The sequence below is a fragment of the Aeromonas sp. FDAARGOS 1407 genome (genome assembly GCF_019048725.1).
Taxonomy (GTDB): domain Bacteria; phylum Pseudomonadota; class Gammaproteobacteria; order Enterobacterales; family Aeromonadaceae; genus Aeromonas; species Aeromonas enteropelogenes.
In genome coordinates this window covers 3403290-3420632 of the sequence record NZ_CP077399.1, presented here as the reverse complement: position 1 = coordinate 3420632, position 17343 = coordinate 3403290, and the positions used below count along the sequence as shown (strand labels likewise).

Here is a 17343-nt window from a genome sequence, read left to right as displayed (position 1 = left end):
GTTTTGGGGATCTGATTTGCTGGATACAAAACGGGATAGAAAAAGCCCCGCCAAGTTTATTGGTGGGGCTTTTGAACTTCTGTCGCGCGGGAGGCGAGTTTACAGGGCCGGTAGCAGACCCATACTGACGCTCACCTGTACACCGACGATCAGCACACCCATGGCGCCGGCAAGTCCCAGGGCCAGCACGCCGCCCGGGGCGCGGTAGTGGTGAGTCTCTGCCTGTTTGCGGCTTTGCCATACCAGGGCCACCGGCAACAGCACCGCCAACACCGCGAGCGCAATGGCGGCGTAGCCCAGCGCCATGATGAAGCCCTGCGGGAAGTAGAGAGCAAACAACAGGGGCGGCACGAAGGTGATGAGGCCGGTCTGGGTGCGACCCTGCCAGTTGTCCTTGCGACGGGTCACCTTGGCCATGAAGTCGAACAGACCCAGGGTCACGCCGAGGAAAGAGGTAGCCAGCGCCAGATCCGCAAAGAGGTGCATCGCCTGGTTGAACGCAGGCCAGCTGACCAGCTTGCCGACGCTGGCGAGCAGGCTATCGAGCGCGCCGCCGTTGGTGAGCAGGGCCTCTTGTCCCAGCAGCCCCAGAATGGCCACCTGCCACAACACATAAAGGATGAGCGGCAGGGCGGAGCCCCAGACAAAGACCCGGCGCAGCTGCTTGGGGCAATCACCCAGGTAGAGCATCACGCTCGGGATGGAGCCGTGAAAGCCGAACGAGGTGAAGATGACCGGCAGACCCGCCAGCAGCAGCCCCTGGCCCAGCGGCATGGAGAGCAGATGCTGCCCCTCGGTGCGCGGCAGCAGCAACGCCAGCACCGCCACCATGATCACCAGCTTTACGGTGAACATCAGGCGATTGAGGTAATCCACCGAGCGGGTACCGACACAGACCATGCCGCCAAACAGCAGGGTGAAGGCCCAGGCTGCCTGTTCTTGGCTCAGGGGGATCCCGGCGTCTGCCAGTGCCTGGGCCAGCAGGCTGCTGCCGCCGCTGATGTAGGCGGAGGCGAGCGAATAGAACAGCATCAGGATGCAGAAGGAGGCGATGCGCTTGCCCCAGGGACCGAGTAGGTGATCCGCCAGCTGGTGCAGGTACCACTTGCCGGTGGTGAGGCTCGCTTCCACCTGCAGCATGGCGGTGAAGGCCATCAGGGCCCACAGGCCGATCATCAGCACCAGTGTCGCGGGGCCGCCGAGGGAAGAGGAGGCCAGCGGCAGGGCCAGCATGCCGGCGCCTATAGTGGTGCCGGCGATCAACAGGGTACAACCCAGAGTCTTGGTATTCATGGAATCCATCCGAAATCGAGCGTGAAAGTGTAAACAATACGTGCCATTGACGGTGTCGGGGCGCCTCCGGGAGTGAGACCGGAGGCTAGCAATATCGGAGTGAACCCATCGTTACGAAAAATCCATTGGCTGTAAAAGATGGTTGCCAAGTTAACGGATCAAAATATCGGAAACAACCCCTTCAAGGCAGATTTTGTACTGTAGTCCTGAGATAGGTGGAAATAAATGATGACAAGGAGGCTGGTTCGGTGAAAAAACGCGCTATGGCAATGCCGTTACCATCAGCGCGTCAACTTATTGTGCCAGCTTGAAGGGGCGAGGAGAGGGTCAGCGTCGGCGCTTGAGGGTTCGGCTCACATAGTGCAGGCCGCACTGATAGTCACCGTTGACCGCCTTGATGGCGAGCGCCAGCGCCTGGTTGGCGAGGGCATCGTGCTGCTGGGGCAGGGAGTTGATGCCAAAGGGGAGGAAGTCGAGCAGCCGATCGTCGCCGAAGGTGGCCATGGCGAGCCGGCTCATGTCGGCCTCCTGCTCTATCAGGTAGTCGAGCACCCCTTCCATCAGAATGTAGGAGGTGGTGATCAGCGCCTCTGGTAGCTGGCCAAGTTGCTGGTGCAACGTCTTGATCAGTCGATAGCCCTCGGTACGGGAGAAGTGGGCCCCCTCGCACAGATGGCGCTCGGCGCTGTGGCTGGCGACGGCCTGTTCGAAGCCGGCGCGGCGCTCTTGGCTGATCGTGAGATGTGGCAGGGCGGTGATCAGGGCGATGTGGTGGATAGCCGGGGTGAGCAGGGAGGCGGTGAGATCAAAGCTCGCCTTTTCGTTTTCGCTGGCGACGGTCACGAACTTGTCGGCGGTCATGGCCCGGTCGATGGCCAGCACCTGGATGCCGCGTGCCTGCAGGCCCGGGTAGAAGGGATCGTCTGGCGGCAGGCAGCTGGCCACCAGCAGAGCGTCCACGTGGCGGCTGGCCAGCATCTGGGCCAGCTCCTTCTCGGTGGCGGGATCATCTTCCGAGCAGACGATGAGCAGCTGATAGCCATGGGGTCGGCTGCCCTGTTCGAGGCGTTTGGCCAGCTTGGCGTAACTGGCGTTCTCGAGGTCGGGCAGGATGAAGCCGAAGGTTTTGGTCTGGCCACCGCGCAGGGAGGCGGCGCGACTGTCCGGCTGGTAGTTGTGGGCGGTCACCACCGCCATCACCTTGTCACGGGTCGCCTGGCTGATGCGGTATTGATCAGCCTTGCCGTTGATCACATAGCTGGCCGTGGTGCGCGAGACACCGGCGAGGGCGGCGATTTCATCCAGTTTCATCATATCGACTCTGTTCGAGTTGCAAGGCCCACGGGCACTGTGCCGGGTGAGGGCGGCGAAAAGTGTGCGCGGGATCATATCATTGAAAAGCACTCTTTGTGGGTACTTGATCAATTCGCTGAAACGATTCAGTCTGAGTGTAAGTGAAACGATTCAGCTTGTCAGCAGACAATCGATGGACGGGGATGAAAACCCGATAGGCCCGCGAAGGGATGCAATCCGGTCTATTGTCAGCTGATAAATGACCCGCATTGTCAATTGTGATGAGCCGGCGTCCCTCGGGCGCCAGGATCGGATGGAGGATCCCTATGTTGAAGTTGGAGCAACGGCAGATTTTGCTGGGGCAGTCGGTAGCGACCAAGGCTGACGCCATCGCATTGCTGGCAGATAAGCTGACCGAAGCCGGTCTGGTGGAGGCGGGCTACGTGGAAGGGATGCTGGCCCGCGAGGCGCAGCACGCCACCTATCTTGGCAGCGGCATCGCCATTCCCCACGGCACCACGGACACCCGCCATCTGGTGAAGAGTACAGGCGTCATGGTGGCCCAATTCCCGCAGGGGATTGAGTGGGACGAGGGGCAGATCGCCTATGTCGCCATCGGCATCGCCGCCAAGTCTGACGAGCACCTGGGCATCCTGCGCCAGCTCACCCACGTGCTGGGTGACGAGCAGGTTGCCGCTCAATTGAAAGAGGCTACCGATGCCGACACCATCATCAATATCCTGACCGGCGCGACGGCAGCAAAAGAGGTGCAGTTTCTGACCCTGGCTGACTTCCCGGCCGATGATCGCGACCAGCTGCTGCTGGGCGCCGCCGCCCGCGCCAAATCCGCCGGCTGGGGGGACGCCGCCATGGTGAGCGCGCTGCTGGCAAGCGAACCTGCTTATCTTGGTGAGGGGATCTGGTTGGCCCGCGCGCAAGCCGCCCAGACCGGCTGGTTGCTGGCGACCCCAAGCAGTGTATTGACGGCGGGCGATCTGCCGGTAAATGCCATGTTGCTGCTGTGCGCGGCCGATGCGGGCCACCTGCCACAACTGGATAACCTGGCCAAACTGGCAGCAGCAGGTCAGCTCGGGACGCTTGCGGGCAGCGAGGGGCTTGCCATGCTGCAGGCGGGGCCGGCGAGTGGTCTCTCAGATACTTTCACCATCATCAACCCCCACGGTTTGCATGCCCGTCCGGGCGCCATGTTGGTCAAGGTGGCGAAGGAGTATGAATCGGATATTCGGGTGGCGAATCTGGATGGCAGCGGCGAGGCGGTCTCCGCCAAGAGCCTGATGAAGGTGATCGGCCTTGGTGTCAAGTGCGGCCACCGTCTGGCGTTTCGCGCCGAAGGGCCGGATGCCGAAGCAGCCCTCAAGGGGATCGGCGCGGCCATCGCCGCGGGTCTGGGCGAGGGTGCGCACTGATGGAGATCGTCACCATTACCCTCAATCCGGCGCTCGATCTCACCACCCGCCTCGACGCCATGCAGCTTGGCGAGGTCAATCTGGTAAGCGAGGCCTCCTTGCGCGCCGCCGGCAAGGGGATCAACGTCGCCATGGTGTTGAAAGATCTGGGCCGTGACGTGGGGCTGACCGGCTGGCTTGGTGAAGGCAACCAGCAGAGCTTCGTCTCCCTGTTTGCCGAGCGGGGCCTGACCGACCGCTTCGTGCGTGTGGCGGGCAGTACCCGCATCAACGTCAAGATTTCTGAGCAATCCGGTCGGATCACCGATCTCAACCTGCCGGGGCTTACCATTCACGAAGAAGAGGTACAGGCGCTGGAGGCTGTCATCGACGAGCTGGCCCCGCACACTGACTGGTTCGTGCTGGCGGGCAGCCTGCCCAAAGGGGTGGCACCTGACTACTGCGCGCGCCTGATCAGCCTGCTCAAGGCCAAGGGCAAGCAGGTGATCTTCGATTGCAGCGGCGCTGCCTTAAGCGAAGGGATCAAGGCGGCGCCGACTCTGGTCAAACCCAATCTGGAGGAGCTCGGCCAGTGGGCGGAGCGTCCCATCAAGACCCTCGCAGAGCAGGCCGAGTGTGCCCGTGCGCTGCAGGCAAGCGGGATCCCCCACGTGGTGATTTCCAACGGCGCCGATGGTCTCATCTGGTTTGGTCCGGATGCCACTTGGCAGGCCACTCCGCCGCGCATGCAGGTGGTCAGCACGGTGGGTGCCGGCGATTCCCTGGTGGCCGGGCTGGCTCATGGTCTGAGCCTTGGCTGGGCGCCGGAGCAGACCCTGCGTATGGCCACCGCCGTCTCTGCGCTGGCGGTCAGCCAGGTAGCGGTCGGCTTTAGCGATATCAAGGTATTGAACCCCTTACTCGAGCAGGTGCGTCTCACCCGTCTGGATGAACAGGCACAGGCTCATTGCAATACTCCCTCAATGGAAAACTCAGGAGATGCCCAATGAAAGCAATCTTGGTTACGGCTTGCCCGGCGGGCATTGCCACCAGCTTTCTCGCTGCAAAACGGATAGAACAGCAGGCCAAACTGGCAGGCTGGGAGCTCACCCTCGATGTCGGCTCCAGCGTGCAGCCCCGTCAGGTACCGGGCAAGGAGCAGATTGCCGCAGCCGACCTGGTGCTTGTTGTTGCCAGCACTCAGGTGGATCTCGCTGCCTATGACGGCAAGCGGGTCTATCAGGGGAGCATGGATCTTGCTCTTCAGGATCCGGCTGCGCTTCTGGAAGCCGCCGCCAGTGGCGCCAGTGTCTATCGCCATCAGGCTGCCCCGGTCACAGCCAAACCGGCAACCACTGGTGCCAAGCGCATCGTGGCGGTGACGGCTTGTCCTACCGGCGTGGCCCACACCTTTATGTCGGCAGAAGCGCTGGAGACCATGGCCAAACAGCTGGGTCATCAGATCCGCGTCGAGACCCAGGGCTCGGTCGGTGCCCAGAACGCCCTGACCGCGGACGAGATTGCAGCTGCCGATCTGGTGTTCCTCGCCACCGACATCGAGGTGGACATGGCACGCTTTGACGGCAAGCCTGTCTATCGCACCAGCACCGGGGCGGCCCTCAAGAAGACCCGTGCCGAGCTGGATAAAGCATGGATCGAGGCCAAGGTGTATCGTCACAGCGGCGCCGCTTCGCCGAAGAAAGAGGAAAAGGCAGGTCCTTACAAGCACTTGCTGACCGGCGTCTCTTTTATGCTGCCCATGGTGGTGGCGGGTGGCCTCATCATCGCCATCTCCTTCATCTTCGGCATCGAAGCATTCAAGCAGGAAGGTACCCTGGCCGCGGCCCTGATGCAGATCGGTGGCGGTTCGGCCTTTGCCCTGATGATCCCTGTGCTGGCAGGCTACATCGCCTATTCGATAGCTGATCGCCCGGGTCTTGCTCCGGGTATGATCGGCGGCATGCTGGCAAGCTCCCTGGGCGCCGGCTTCCTCGGTGGCATCGTTGGCGGTTTCCTTGCCGGTTACAGCGCCAAGTTCTTGAGCGACAAGGTGCGCCTGCCGGTGACCCTGGAAGCACTGAAACCCATCCTCATCATTCCGCTCTTTGCCAGCCTGTTTACCGGCCTGGTGATGATCTACGTGGTGGGCGGGCCGGTCGCTGGCATCATGAGTGCCATGACCGAGTTCCTCAACAACATGGGCTCTGCCAACGCCGTGCTGCTCGGGATCATCATCGGCGCCATGATGTGCTTTGACATGGGGGGGCCGGTCAACAAGGCGGCTTATGCCTTCGGGGTCGGCCTGCTTGCCTCCAAGACCTATGCACCCATGGCGGCTGTGATGGCTGCCGGCATGGTGCCGGCACTGGGGATGGGTATCGCCACCTTCCTCGCCAGCAAGAAGTTCATCAAGGCGGAGCAGGAAGCGGGCAAGGCCTCTTTCGTGCTGGGTCTGTGCTTCATCTCCGAGGGGGCCATTCCGTTTGCTGCCAAGGATCCGATGCGCGTCATCCCGGCCTGCATGGTGGGCGGCGCCCTGACCGGTGCGCTCTCCATGTTGTTTGGCTGTGAGCTGGTGGCGCCCCACGGTGGCCTGTTCGTGCTCTTTATTCCAAACGCCATCAGCCACGTCATGATGTATATCGTGGCGATTGCGGCGGGGTCGCTGGTGACCGGCGTCACATACGCCATGCTCAAGCGCACCGAGCAACCGGCAGCCAAGCTGGCGGCGGCCTGACAACAGCAATGACATTCACCAGGCGGCCTGCGGGCCGCCTTTTTTATGCTTGATAGAGTGGAATGATTGATAAAGAAGGGAAGGGGGAGGTTAGAAATCCCAGCCGGGTTGTGGCATCTGTTCGGGGGGCGCCCCTTCTCTGGCCTTGCGCCGCGCCGCCTCGACCCGGCGTTTGCGATCCCGGCACAGGCGCATCACCTCCTGCTGCTGGGCCTGGGTCATCTTTTGCCAGTTGAAACGCTCCTCGCGGCTGCGCAGGCATCCCTTGCAGTAGCCCTTGTTGTTCACTTCGCAGACCCCGATACAGGGGCTTTGCAGCGGGAAGATCTCGAGCTGTTCCATCCATGGCCTCTCACACCTGTTACCTTGTTATAACCCAGAAGCTCCCCTTTGGAGAAATCCTGCGTCGTGGTGGGGAAGTCGTTTGCTTTCCCCCTGCAAATTTGGCATCTTCCCCGCCGAGCATGGCTCTTGGTGTTATATGAGGACATATGAACAAACACGCGTACTGGCTGACCGCCGCTGTGCTGGGGTTGGCCGGTTGTGCAGGCAACTCCGAGCAAGCGGAGGCGCCCAAAAAACAGGCCGACAACAGATGTTTTCTCAACTGCGAGGTGCCGGAGAATCTGGGCAAGCAGTATCTGGACGGCTTCCTGCCGGATGATCTGGTGCGGGTGGAGCGGGTCAACAGCCAGGCTCCCGCCGATTACAGCAGGTTCGCTCAGCAAAGCAGGCTGGTGCTGGATCGCTCCGGCCGCATGGCGAGCCGCTATGGCGAGCTTTATCACCAGCTCTCCCGCTGGGTCGCCAATGGCGGCCATCCCGCCGACATCACCCATTACGGCATCAGCCTGGCCCAGCTGGGCGGTGCCGATCGCATGGGCAACGTGCTCTTCACCGGTTACTACTCGCCGGTGCTGGAGGTGCGCCACCGTCCGGATGCCAACTACAAGTATCCCATCTACGCCATGCCCAACTGCGGCAGCCGTTGTCCGAGCCGGGCCCAGATCCATCGTGGGGCGCTGGCCAACCGGGGGCTGGAGCTGGGGTACAGTAAATCCCTCATCGACAACTTCCTGATGGACGTGCAGGGCTCGGGCTTTGTCCACTACGGGGACAACGATCAACTGCAATATCTGGGCTACAGCGGCAAGAACGGTCACGGCTATGTGAGCATCGGCCGGGTGCTGATCGACCGGGGCGAGGTGCCCAAGGAGCAGATGTCCATGAAGGCCATCAAGGAGTGGGCCAGCCGCCAGCCGGAGGAGAGCGTGAAGGAGCTGGTGGAGCAGAACCCCTCCTATGTCTTCTTCGAACGCCGTCCCACCAATGACGTGGTCGGCGCAGCCGGCATTCCGCTCTTGCCCATGGCGGCAGTGGCCGCCGACAAGACTTTGCTGCCGATGGGCACGCCGATCCTGGCCGAGGTACCGCTGCTCGACAAGGCGGGCAACTGGACCGGCAAGCACCAGCTGCGGCTGTTGATTGCGCTCGATGTGGGTGGGGCGGTGAAGAAGGGTCACCTCGATCTCTACCACGGCATGGGCGAGAAGGCCGGGGTTGCGGCCGGTCACTACAAGCACTTTGGCCGGGTCTGGAAGCTGGGCCTGCACCACGGGCCGACCGCCGCCCCCTGGTTGTAAATTACTGCTTTAGAGCGGATAAGAGGACCGTCTGATACAGGCCTGTGGTTTCCTCTTGCCATTGCTCGAACCGGGCAGAAAACGCCATAAAAAAACCGCCGGAGCAATCCGGCGGTTTTTTGTTTGGGTTATGTGTCGAGCACTTCACGAATGCAGATAGAGGTCACTCTTTTTGGCTATCGAGGGTCTGGATATCGAGACGGATGGCACCCACCGGCTTGCAGCAGCAGGGCAGGCACTCGCCCTGGGAGACAAAGGCCAGCGGCACGCTGGGGTAGTGCACCTTGCCGGCCAACAGCGGTGTGCGGCAGGCGCCGCAATAGCCGCTGCGACACTGGAACTCGACACTGTGGCCGTGGCGCTCCAGGGTCTCCAGTACGCTCTCGCCCGGATGGGCGTGCAGCACAGCCCCATCCCGGGTATGAACCCGGGGGGAGGATGCTTCGGCCTGAGTCGGAGCCGGTGACGTGTCCAGAGTGCCGACGGCGTCACTCACAGCTCGAAGTCACCCAGATCGTCGGCATTCACTTCGCTGTCGATCTGGCCCACCAGGTAGGAGCTCACCTCGACTTCCTGGGGGGCGACCTGCACGTTGTCGGAGGAGAGCCAGGTGTTGATCCAGGGGATGGGGTTCTGCTTGGTGCCGGAGAAGGCCGGCTGCAGGCCCACTGCGGCCATCCGCAGGTTGGTGATGTACTCCACGTACTGGCAGAGGATGTCCTTGTTCAGGCCGATCATGGAGCCGTCCTGGAACAGGTACTCCGCCCACTCTTTTTCCTGAATGGCGGCTTCCTTGAACAGATCGAAGCAGGCCTGCTCGCACTCGATGGCGATCTCTGCCATCTCGGGATCGTCCTGGCCGCTGCGCATCAGATTCAGCATGTGTTGGGTGCCGGTCAGGTGCAGCGCTTCGTCGCGGGCGATCATCTTGATGATCTTGGCGTTGCCCTCCATCAGCTCGCGCTCGGCGAAGGCGAAGGAGCAGGCAAAGCTCACGTAGAAGCGGATCGCCTCCAGGGCGTTGACGCTCATCAGGCACAGATAGAGCTTCTTCTTGAGCTCGCGCAGGGTGATGGTCACCTCGCGGCCAGCTACCTGATGGGTGCCTTCACCATGCAGGTTGTAGAGGGCGGTCGCCTCAATGAGATCGTCGTAGAAGTGGCTGATGGAGCCGGCGCGCTTCAGGATCTGCTCGTTGGTCACGATGTCGTCAAATACCTGAGCAGGGGTGTTGACGATGTTGCGGATGATATGGGTGTAGGAGCGTGAGTGAATGGTCTCCGAGAAGGCCCAGGTTTCAATCCAGGTTTCCAGCTCCGGGATGGAGACCAGCGGCAGCAGCGCCACGTTGGGGCTGCGGCCTTGGATGGAGTCCAGCAGGGTCTGGTACTTCAGGTTGGAGATGAAGATGTGCTGCTCGTGGGGAGGCAGGGCCTGGTAGTCGATGCGATCCCGCGAGACGTCCACCTCTTCCGGGCGCCAGAAGAAGGAGAGCTGCTTCTCGATCAGGCGCTCGAACACCTCGTGCTTTTGTTGATCATAACGGGCTACGTTGACCGATTGGCCAAAAAACATCGGCTCTTTGAGCTGGTCGTTTTGGGTTTGGCAGAAAGTTGAGTAGGCCATGGTTACCAGAATACGTGAATAGAGAAAACGGGAGAGCGGGAGCCAATGCTCCCGCCCGGTTTATCAGATCTTGCAGGCCCCACCCGCGCAACCGTCATCTTGCAGATCGGTCTGGGTGTCGTCCGCACCATCACGGGTGTTGTGATAGTAGAGGGTCTTGAGGCCGTATTTGTAGGCGGTCAGCAGATCCTTGAGCAGCTGCTTCATCGGCACCTTGTTGCCTTCGAAACGGGCCGGATCGTAGTTGGTGTTGGCCGAGATGGCCTGATCCACGAACTTTTGCATGATACCGACCAGCTGCAGGTAGCCATCCACGCTCGGCTGCTTCCACAGCAGCTCGTACTGATCTTTCAGGCGATCATACTCGGGCACCACCTGTTTGAGAATGCCGTCTTTGGACGCCTTGACGGAGACCAGGCCGCGCGGCGGCTCGATGCCGTTGGTGGCGTTGGAGATCTGGCTGGAGGTCTCGCTCGGCATCAGGGCGGTCAGGGTGGAGTTGCGCAGACCCACGGTTTTGATCTCTTCGCGCAGGGCTTCCCAATCCAGGTGCAGCGGCTCGTTGCAGATGGTGTCCAGATCCCGCTTGTAGGTATCGATGGGCAGGATCCCCTGGGCATAGGTGGTCTCGCCAAACAGCGGGCAGGGACCGAACTCGCGGGCCAGCTGCACCGAGGCTTTCAACAGATAGTACTGGATCGCCTCAAAGGTGCGGTGAGTCAGGGCCAGACCGGAGCCGTCAGAGTAGCGGGCACCGTTTTTCGCCAGGTAGTAGGCGTAGTTGATGACGCCGATACCCAGGGTGCGGCGACCCATGCTGCCTTTCTTCGCGGCGGCAATCGGGTAGTCCTGATAGTCGAGCAGGGCGTCCAGGGCGCGCACAGCCAGATCGGCCATCTCTTCAAGATCTTCCAGCTTGTCGATGGCGCCCAGGTTGAAGGCGGAGAGGGTGCACAGGGCGATCTCGCCGTTGTCGTCATCAATGTTGTTGAGCGGCTTGGTGGGCAGCGCGATTTCCAGACAGAGATTGGACTGGCGCACCGGCGCCACGCTCGGATCGAACGGGCTGTGGGTGTTGCAGTGATCCACGTTCTGGATGTAGATGCGACCGGTGCCGGCGCGCTCCTGCATCATCAGGGAGAAGAGATCGACCGCCTTGAGGGTCTTCTTGCGAATGCTCGGATCCTGCTCGTACTTGACGTAGAGCGCTTCAAATTTGTCCTGATCCGCAAAGAAGGCGTCATACAGACCCGGGGCATCGGACGGGGAGAACAGGGTGATGTCGCCGCCCTTGATGAGGCGCTGATACATCAGCTTGTTGATTTGCACACCGTAGTCCATGTGACGGACCCGGTTCTCTTCCACGCCGCGGTTGTTTTTCAGTACCAGCAGGCTCTCCACCTCGGTGTGCCACAGCGGGTAGAAGAGGGTGGCCGCACCGCCGCGCACGCCGCCCTGGGAGCAGCATTTGACCGCAGTCTGGAAGTATTTGTAGAAGGGGATGCAGCCGGTGTGGAAGGCTTCGCCACCACGGATGGGGCTGCCCAGGCCGCGAATACGGCCGGCGTTGATGCCGATACCGGCGCGCTGTGAAACGTAACGCACGATGGAGCTGGCGGTAGCGTTGATGGAGTCCAGGCTGTCGTCGCACTCGATCAGCACGCAGGAGCTGAACTGGCGAGTCGGGGTGCGCACGCCGCTCATGATCGGGGTCGGCAGGGAGATCTTGAAGGTCGAGACCGCATCATAGAAGCGCTTGATGTAGTCCAGACGGGTATCTTTCGGGTACTTGGAGAAGAGGCAGGCCGCCACCAGCATGTAGAGGAACTGCGGGCTCTCGTAAATTTCGCCGGTGACGCGGTTCTGGACCAGGTACTTGCCTTCCAGCTGCTTGACCGCGGCGTAGGAGAAATTCATGTCGCGCCAGTGATCGAGGTGGGCGTTGAGCTCCTCGTATTCGGCCTGGGTGTAGTCTTCCAGCAGGTGCTTGTCGTACTTGCCCATGTCCACCAGCTTGGCGACGTGCAGATAGAGGTGGGGCGGTTCGAACTGGCCGTAGGCCTTCTTGCGCAGGTGGAAGATGGCCAGACGGGCAGCCATGTACTGATAGTCAGGGGTCTGCTCGGAGATAAGGTCAGCGGTCGCCTTGATGATGGTCTCGTGGATGTCGGCGGTACGGATGCCGTCATAGAACTGGATATGGGACTTGAGCTCCACCTGGGAGACCGACACGTTGTCGAGACCCTCGGCGGCCCAGTCCAGCACGCGGTGAATTTTATCCAGATCGATGGGTTCTTTGTGTCCGTTACGCTTCGTCACAAACAAGTTCATTGGCTGATGACCCCTTTCATTGATACCTGCCGGCATCGGTTGATTCCCGAAAAACCATCGCACAATGCTGCCGTGCTGACACCGACCTGAGGCGGAATTGGGCAGAGATTGTGCGATGAATCACAAGATATAGTGTTATTTTGATTTCGAGCTACAAGATAGTGAGGTCAGTCCCTCAATGCAATGTGTGGATAACTGGCTTGCTGTGGATAAATTGTGAGTGTTGCGACCGCTGTTAGTGATCGCTCACAGTGAGCGGGTTTTCATTCGTCCGCTTCGTCAAATGCAAGTATCCAGATCGAAGATGGAAAATTTAAATAACTTTTTTTGCTTGCGAAAGAGGGGGGATTTTACTAGCGCCAGAACACTGATTATCCCTTATGCAACAGGGGACAAAAGCTGTCCAGTTGTTGCGGTCGCGCTTCTTCGCGGCGCTGATGCAGGTATGGTGGACCCGGGAACTGCGAGGCGCCTTGGTTTTTCATATGAGTATGGTGGTAGGGGTAAGGTGTCTATTTTATCCATCAATAAGGAATGGCGGCGCGGCAGGGTAGAGGGACTGTCCGGGCATAAAAAAGGCGGGCAACATGGTGCCCGCCTTTGAGTGACGCAGGATCAGCCCAGCTCGTAGCGTAACCAGTGGTGCAGCGCCTGCACGGTATCGAACTGCAGATCCGCCCCCCAGTCGGCGGGATCCTCGTCGTCATTGAGGTAACCCCAGCCGGCAACGGCAGTGCGCATTCCTGCATTGCGACCCGCTTCTATATCTCGCACATGATCTCCCACATAGAGGCAGTGGGCGGCATCGACCCCCAGCTGTTCGCAGGCAAAGTACATGGGGGCGGGGTCGGGTTTGCGCACCGGCAGGGTATCAGCGCTCACGGTGACGCCACAGCTGGCCAGTGCCGGCAGGGCGGCCAAAAGGGGTTCTGTGAGAAAACCTGGCTTGTTGGTGACTATGCCCCAGGGAAGTTGCCGCTCGTCGAACCACTCGATGAGCTCCACCATGCCCTCATAGGGGCGGGTACCGACGCAGAGATTGGCCGCATAGTAGTCCAGCAGGGCTGCGCGCAGGCGCGTCGCTCCCAGCTCCTCAAGCAGCTCGTCGCCAAGGCCTGCCTTGAGCAGGCCGAGCGCCCCATGGGAGGTGGTCTGGCGGATGATGTCGTCAGAGAGGGGAGCAAAGCCCTCACTTACCAGCACATGGTTCACGGCGGCGCCGAGATCCGGCGCCGTGTCGAGCAGGGTGCCGTCCAGATCAAACAGCACGCAGCGAAGGGGGGCCTGAGGGGTATCTGCCATCAGCTCTGCTCCGGGCGGACGAACTCCACCATGTAGTTGACGTCGACGTTGCGGCCGAGCTTGAAGTGGTTGGTGAGCGGAGAGTAGTGAACGCCGCTCATGTCGCGCACCAGGAGGCCTGCCGCTTCACCCATACGGCACAGTTCGGCCGGGGTGATGAACTTTTTGTGGTCGTGGGTCCCCTTGGGCACCATCTTCATCAGGTATTCGGCCCCGACGATCATCATCAGGTAAGACTTGGGGTTGCGGTTGATGGTGGAGACGAACACCTTGCCACCCGGGCGCACCAGGGTGGCGATGGCGCGTAGCACGGAAGCCGGATCCGGCACGTGCTCCAGCATCTCCATGCAGGTGACCACGTCGTACTGGCCGGCGGCTTCGGCTGCGTGGGCCTCGGCGGTGATCTGGCGGTATTCAAGCTCCACTCCCTGCTCCAGGGCGTGCAGGCGGGCCACACCGAGGGGCTCCTTGCCCATGTCGATGCCGGTTACCTTGGCGCCGCGGCGGGCCATGCTCTCGGAGAGGATGCCGCCACCGCAGCCGATGTCGAGCACGCGCTTGCCAAACAGGCCGCCGCTCTTGTCGGTGATCCAGTCAAGGCGCACCGGGTTGATTTGATGCAGCGGCTTGAATTCGCCCTCCATGTCCCACCAGCGGGAGGCGATGGCTTCAAATTTGGCGATTTCTGTCAGATCGACATTGGCATCACTATTCATGTTTTGATGATCCTGTGGCAAGGCACGCAGCGGGCTGGGCGCGCGCAATCTATTGTCCTGGCGCGCATTATAACGGACCGACCTCGTCGCACCAGCCCGATGTGCTCATCGGATTTGTGGCTTAATGTATTTGGCTCAGTGTGTTACCATGTCGCGCTGTTTAAGCCAAAGAACAACTAATTAGGGATTAAGGCTTTCTATGAGCGATCTGGCCAGAGAGATCACGCCGGTCAACATCGAAGAAGAGCTCAAGAGTTCCTATCTGGATTACGCCATGAGCGTGATCGTAGGACGAGCTCTGCCGGATGTGCGTGATGGCTTGAAACCGGTTCACCGCCGCGTTCTGTATGCAATGAACGAGCTGGGGAACGACTGGAACAAGCCCTACAAGAAATCGGCCCGTGTGGTCGGTGACGTAATCGGTAAATATCACCCGCATGGCGACATCGCCGTGTATGACACCATCGTCCGGATGGCGCAGGATTTCTCCATGCGCTACATGCTGGTCGACGGTCAGGGCAACTTCGGTTCGGTGGACGGCGACAACGCCGCGGCCATGCGTTACACCGAAGTGCGGATGGCGCGCATCTCCCACGAGCTGCTGGCCGATCTGGACAAAGAGACCGTGGACTGGGTGCCGAACTACGACGGTACCGAGATGATCCCGGCTGTCATGCCCACCAAGGTCCCCACCTTGCTGGTCAACGGCTCCTCCGGTATCGCGGTGGGCATGGCGACCAACATCCCGCCTCACAACCTCACTGAGATTGTCAACGGTTGCCTGGCGCTGATCGAAAACGGCGACCTCACCATTGACGAGCTGATGATCCATGTCACCGGCCCGGATTTCCCCACCGGCGGCATCATCAACGGCCGTTCCGGCATCGTGCAGGCTTACCGTACCGGTCGCGGCTCCGTCTATGTGCGGGCCAAGGCCGAGGTGGAAGTGGACGATAAGAGTGGTCGCGAGACCATCATCGTCCACGAGATCCCCTATCAGGTGAACAAGGCTCGTCTGATCGAGAAGATCGCCGAGCTGGTCAAAGAGAAGAAGATCGAGGGCATCAGCGCCCTGCGCGATGAGTCCGACAAGGACGGCATGCGCATCGTTATCGAGATCAAGCGCGGCGAGTCCGGCGAGATTGTGCTGAACAATCTCTACAAGCACACCCAGATGCAGACCACGTTCGGCATCAACATGGTGGCGCTCGATAACAACCAGCCCAAGGTGATGAACCTCAAAGAGATCCTGGATGCGTTCCTGCTGCACCGCCGTGAAGTGGTGACCCGCCGGACCGTGTTCGAACTGCGCAAGGCGCGGGATCGGGCCCACATCCTGGAAGGTCTGGCGGTCGCGCTGGCCAACATCGATCCGGTTATCGAGCTTATCCGCCACAGCGCGACCCCGGCCGATGCGAAAGCGGGCCTGGTTGCCAAGGGCTGGGAGCTCGGCAACGTGGCTGCCATGCTGGAGAAAGCCGGCGACGACGCGGCCCGCCCCGAGTGGCTGGAGCCCGAGTTCGGTATTCGTGACGGTCACTACTACCTGACCGAGCAGCAGGCCCAGGCCATCCTTGACCTGCGTCTGCACAAGCTGACTGGCCTCGAGCACGAGAAGATCCTGGAAGAGTACCAATCTTTGCTGGATCTCATCGCCGAGTTGCTGCACATCCTGGCGAGCCCGGTTCGCCTGATGGAAGTGATCCGCGACGAACTGCTGGCCGTGCGCGAGCAGTATGGCGACGAGCGTCGCACCGAGATCAGCATGTCCAGTGCCGAGATCAACATCGAAGATCTGATCACCCCGGAAGACGTGGTCGTTACCCTGTCTCACCAAGGTTATGTGAAGTATCAGCCGCTCTCCGACTACGAGGCTCAGCGCCGCGGTGGTCGTGGCAAGTCGGCCACCCGGATCAAGGAAGAGGACTTTGTGGAGCGTCTGCTGGTGGCCAACACCCACGACACCATTCTGTGCTTCTCCACCCGTGGCAAGGTCTACTGGCTCAAGGTGTATCAGCTGCCGGAGGCGTCCCGTGGCGCCCGCGGTCGTCCGATCATCAACCTGCTGCCGCTTGATGAGGGTGAGCGCATCACCGCCATCCTGCCGGTCAAGGAATATGACGCCGACAAGTATGTGTTCTTTGCCACAGCCAACGGCACCGTGAAGAAGACCAGCCTGTCAGATTTCAGCCGTCCGCTCTCCTCCGGTATTCGCGCCATTAACCTCAAAGAAGGCGATGAGCTGATCGGGGTGGACATTACTGACGGTAGCAACGAGATCATGCTCTTCTCCGACGCGGGCAAGGTCGTTCGCTTCGCGGAAGGCAGCGGTCGCGCCGATGTGGATGCCAGCGATGACGTCGAAAACGACGACGATGCTGGCAACGACGATGACGGCAGCGACAACGGCGAAGGCACCGAGAGCAAGGGCACCTTCAAGGGCGTGCGTCCCATGGGTCGTACCGCCGCCGGTGTGCGTGGCATCAAGCTGGGCGCCGGTGACCGTGTGGTCTCCCTTATCGTGCCCCGTGGCGAAGGTGCCATCCTCACCGCCACCGAGAACGGCTACGGCAAGCGTACCGCGCTGGATGAATACCCGACCAAGAGCCGCGGTACCCAGGGCGTTATCTCCATCAAGGTGGACGAGCGCAACGGCAAGGTGATCGATGCGATCCAGGTCGAAGATACCGACCAGATCATGCTGATCACCAATGGCGGCACCCTGGTACGCACCCGCGTTGCCGAGGTGAGCGTCATCGGTCGCAACACAGGCGGTGTGCGTCTGATCCGTACCGGTGAGGACGAAACCGTGGTCGGTCTGCAGCGTATCGCCGAGAGCGACGAGGACGAGAACGACGCAGTGGCCGTGGAAGGTGAGGTGTCCGAAGGCACTGATACCGCCGCAGACACCGGTGCTGTAGATACCGGGGAGGCGGGCGACGAGTAATCGTTCCCTGTTTGCCTGATGAAGAAAGAGCGACCTCATGGTCGCTCTT

13 protein-coding genes are annotated in these 17343 nt (G+C 61.0%); 5 read left to right on the top strand and 8 right to left on the bottom strand.

Annotation, left to right across the window (positions count from 1 at the left end):
- Positions 1–99 precede the first annotated feature (99 nt).
- Both I6L37_RS16165 and cra read right to left on the bottom strand, forming a co-directional pair.
- Positions 100–1293, bottom strand: coding sequence for an aromatic amino acid transport family protein (locus I6L37_RS16165; protein WP_216992380.1), 1194 nt, complete (start codon positions 1291–1293; stop codon positions 100–102).
- A gap of 327 nt (positions 1294–1620) precedes the next feature.
- A complete protein-coding gene (gene cra / locus I6L37_RS16160) occupies positions 1621–2607 on the bottom strand; it encodes a catabolite repressor/activator (protein WP_042026136.1) in 987 nt (328 codons plus the stop codon).
- 305 nt (positions 2608–2912) lie between these two features.
- Here cra and fruB point away from each other — a divergent pair, with 305 nt between their 5' ends.
- From fruB to fruA, 3 genes are read left to right on the top strand one after another with little or no spacing between them, the layout of a single operon-like run.
- Positions 2913–4013: a fused PTS fructose transporter subunit IIA/HPr protein gene (gene fruB / locus I6L37_RS16155; RefSeq protein ID WP_216992379.1), complete on the top strand. Its 1101-nt coding sequence runs from the start codon at positions 2913–2915 to the stop codon at positions 4011–4013.
- On the top strand, positions 4013–5002 hold the full coding sequence (gene pfkB / locus I6L37_RS16150; RefSeq protein WP_216992378.1) for a 1-phosphofructokinase: 990 nt from the start codon (positions 4013–4015) through the stop codon (positions 5000–5002). Before fruB ends, pfkB begins: the two co-directional genes overlap by 1 nt.
- Complete coding sequence (gene fruA, locus I6L37_RS16145) at positions 4999–6729, top strand: PTS fructose transporter subunit IIBC (RefSeq protein ID WP_216992377.1); 1731 nt, start codon at positions 4999–5001, stop codon at positions 6727–6729. The genes pfkB and fruA overlap by 4 nt, the downstream gene beginning before the upstream one ends.
- Positions 6730–6819: 90 nt before the next feature.
- On the opposite strand, the gene I6L37_RS16140 is transcribed toward fruA, so the two are convergent.
- Entirely contained in the window at positions 6820–7071 is a 252-nt protein-coding gene (locus tag I6L37_RS16140; protein ID WP_216992376.1) for a DUF1289 domain-containing protein, read from the bottom strand.
- Between the two features lie 149 nt (positions 7072–7220).
- Here I6L37_RS16140 and mltA point away from each other — a divergent pair, with 149 nt between their 5' ends.
- Positions 7221–8372 carry a murein transglycosylase A gene (gene mltA / locus I6L37_RS16135; RefSeq protein WP_216992375.1) on the top strand — a complete coding sequence of 384 codons (1152 nt, stop codon included), beginning with the start codon at positions 7221–7223 and terminating at the stop codon, positions 8370–8372.
- A 163-nt stretch (positions 8373–8535) separates the two neighbouring features.
- Here the strand turns inward: mltA and yfaE are convergent, their stop codons facing one another.
- The 5 genes from yfaE to ubiG all read right to left on the bottom strand — a co-directional run bounded on the left by yfaE (position 8536) and on the right by ubiG (position 14347).
- Positions 8536–8868, bottom strand: coding sequence for a class I ribonucleotide reductase maintenance protein YfaE (yfaE, locus tag I6L37_RS16130; RefSeq protein WP_042069306.1), 333 nt, complete (start codon positions 8866–8868; stop codon positions 8536–8538).
- Positions 8865–9998 (bottom strand): class Ia ribonucleoside-diphosphate reductase subunit beta, encoded by a 1134-nt coding sequence (gene nrdB, locus I6L37_RS16125; protein WP_124240112.1) that lies wholly within the window; start codon positions 9996–9998, stop codon positions 8865–8867. The genes yfaE and nrdB overlap by 4 nt, the downstream gene beginning before the upstream one ends.
- Before the next feature lie 63 nt (positions 9999–10061).
- Positions 10062–12329 carry a class 1a ribonucleoside-diphosphate reductase subunit alpha gene (gene nrdA / locus I6L37_RS16120; RefSeq protein WP_216992374.1) on the bottom strand — a complete coding sequence of 756 codons (2268 nt, stop codon included), beginning with the start codon at positions 12327–12329 and terminating at the stop codon, positions 10062–10064.
- Positions 12330–12944: 615 nt separating this feature from the next.
- Positions 12945–13631, bottom strand: a complete 687-nt coding sequence (locus tag I6L37_RS16115) for an HAD family hydrolase (protein WP_216992373.1) — start codon at positions 13629–13631, stop codon at positions 12945–12947.
- A complete protein-coding gene (gene ubiG, locus I6L37_RS16110) occupies positions 13631–14347 on the bottom strand; it encodes a bifunctional 2-polyprenyl-6-hydroxyphenol methylase/3-demethylubiquinol 3-O-methyltransferase UbiG (protein WP_216992372.1) in 717 nt (238 codons plus the stop codon). Before ubiG ends, I6L37_RS16115 begins: the two co-directional genes overlap by 1 nt.
- 199 nt (positions 14348–14546) lie before the next feature.
- Between ubiG and gyrA the strand changes: the two genes are divergently transcribed.
- Complete coding sequence (gene gyrA / locus I6L37_RS16105) at positions 14547–17294, top strand: DNA topoisomerase (ATP-hydrolyzing) subunit A (protein WP_216992371.1); 2748 nt, start codon at positions 14547–14549, stop codon at positions 17292–17294.
- The last annotated feature ends 49 nt before the right edge of the window (positions 17295–17343 follow it).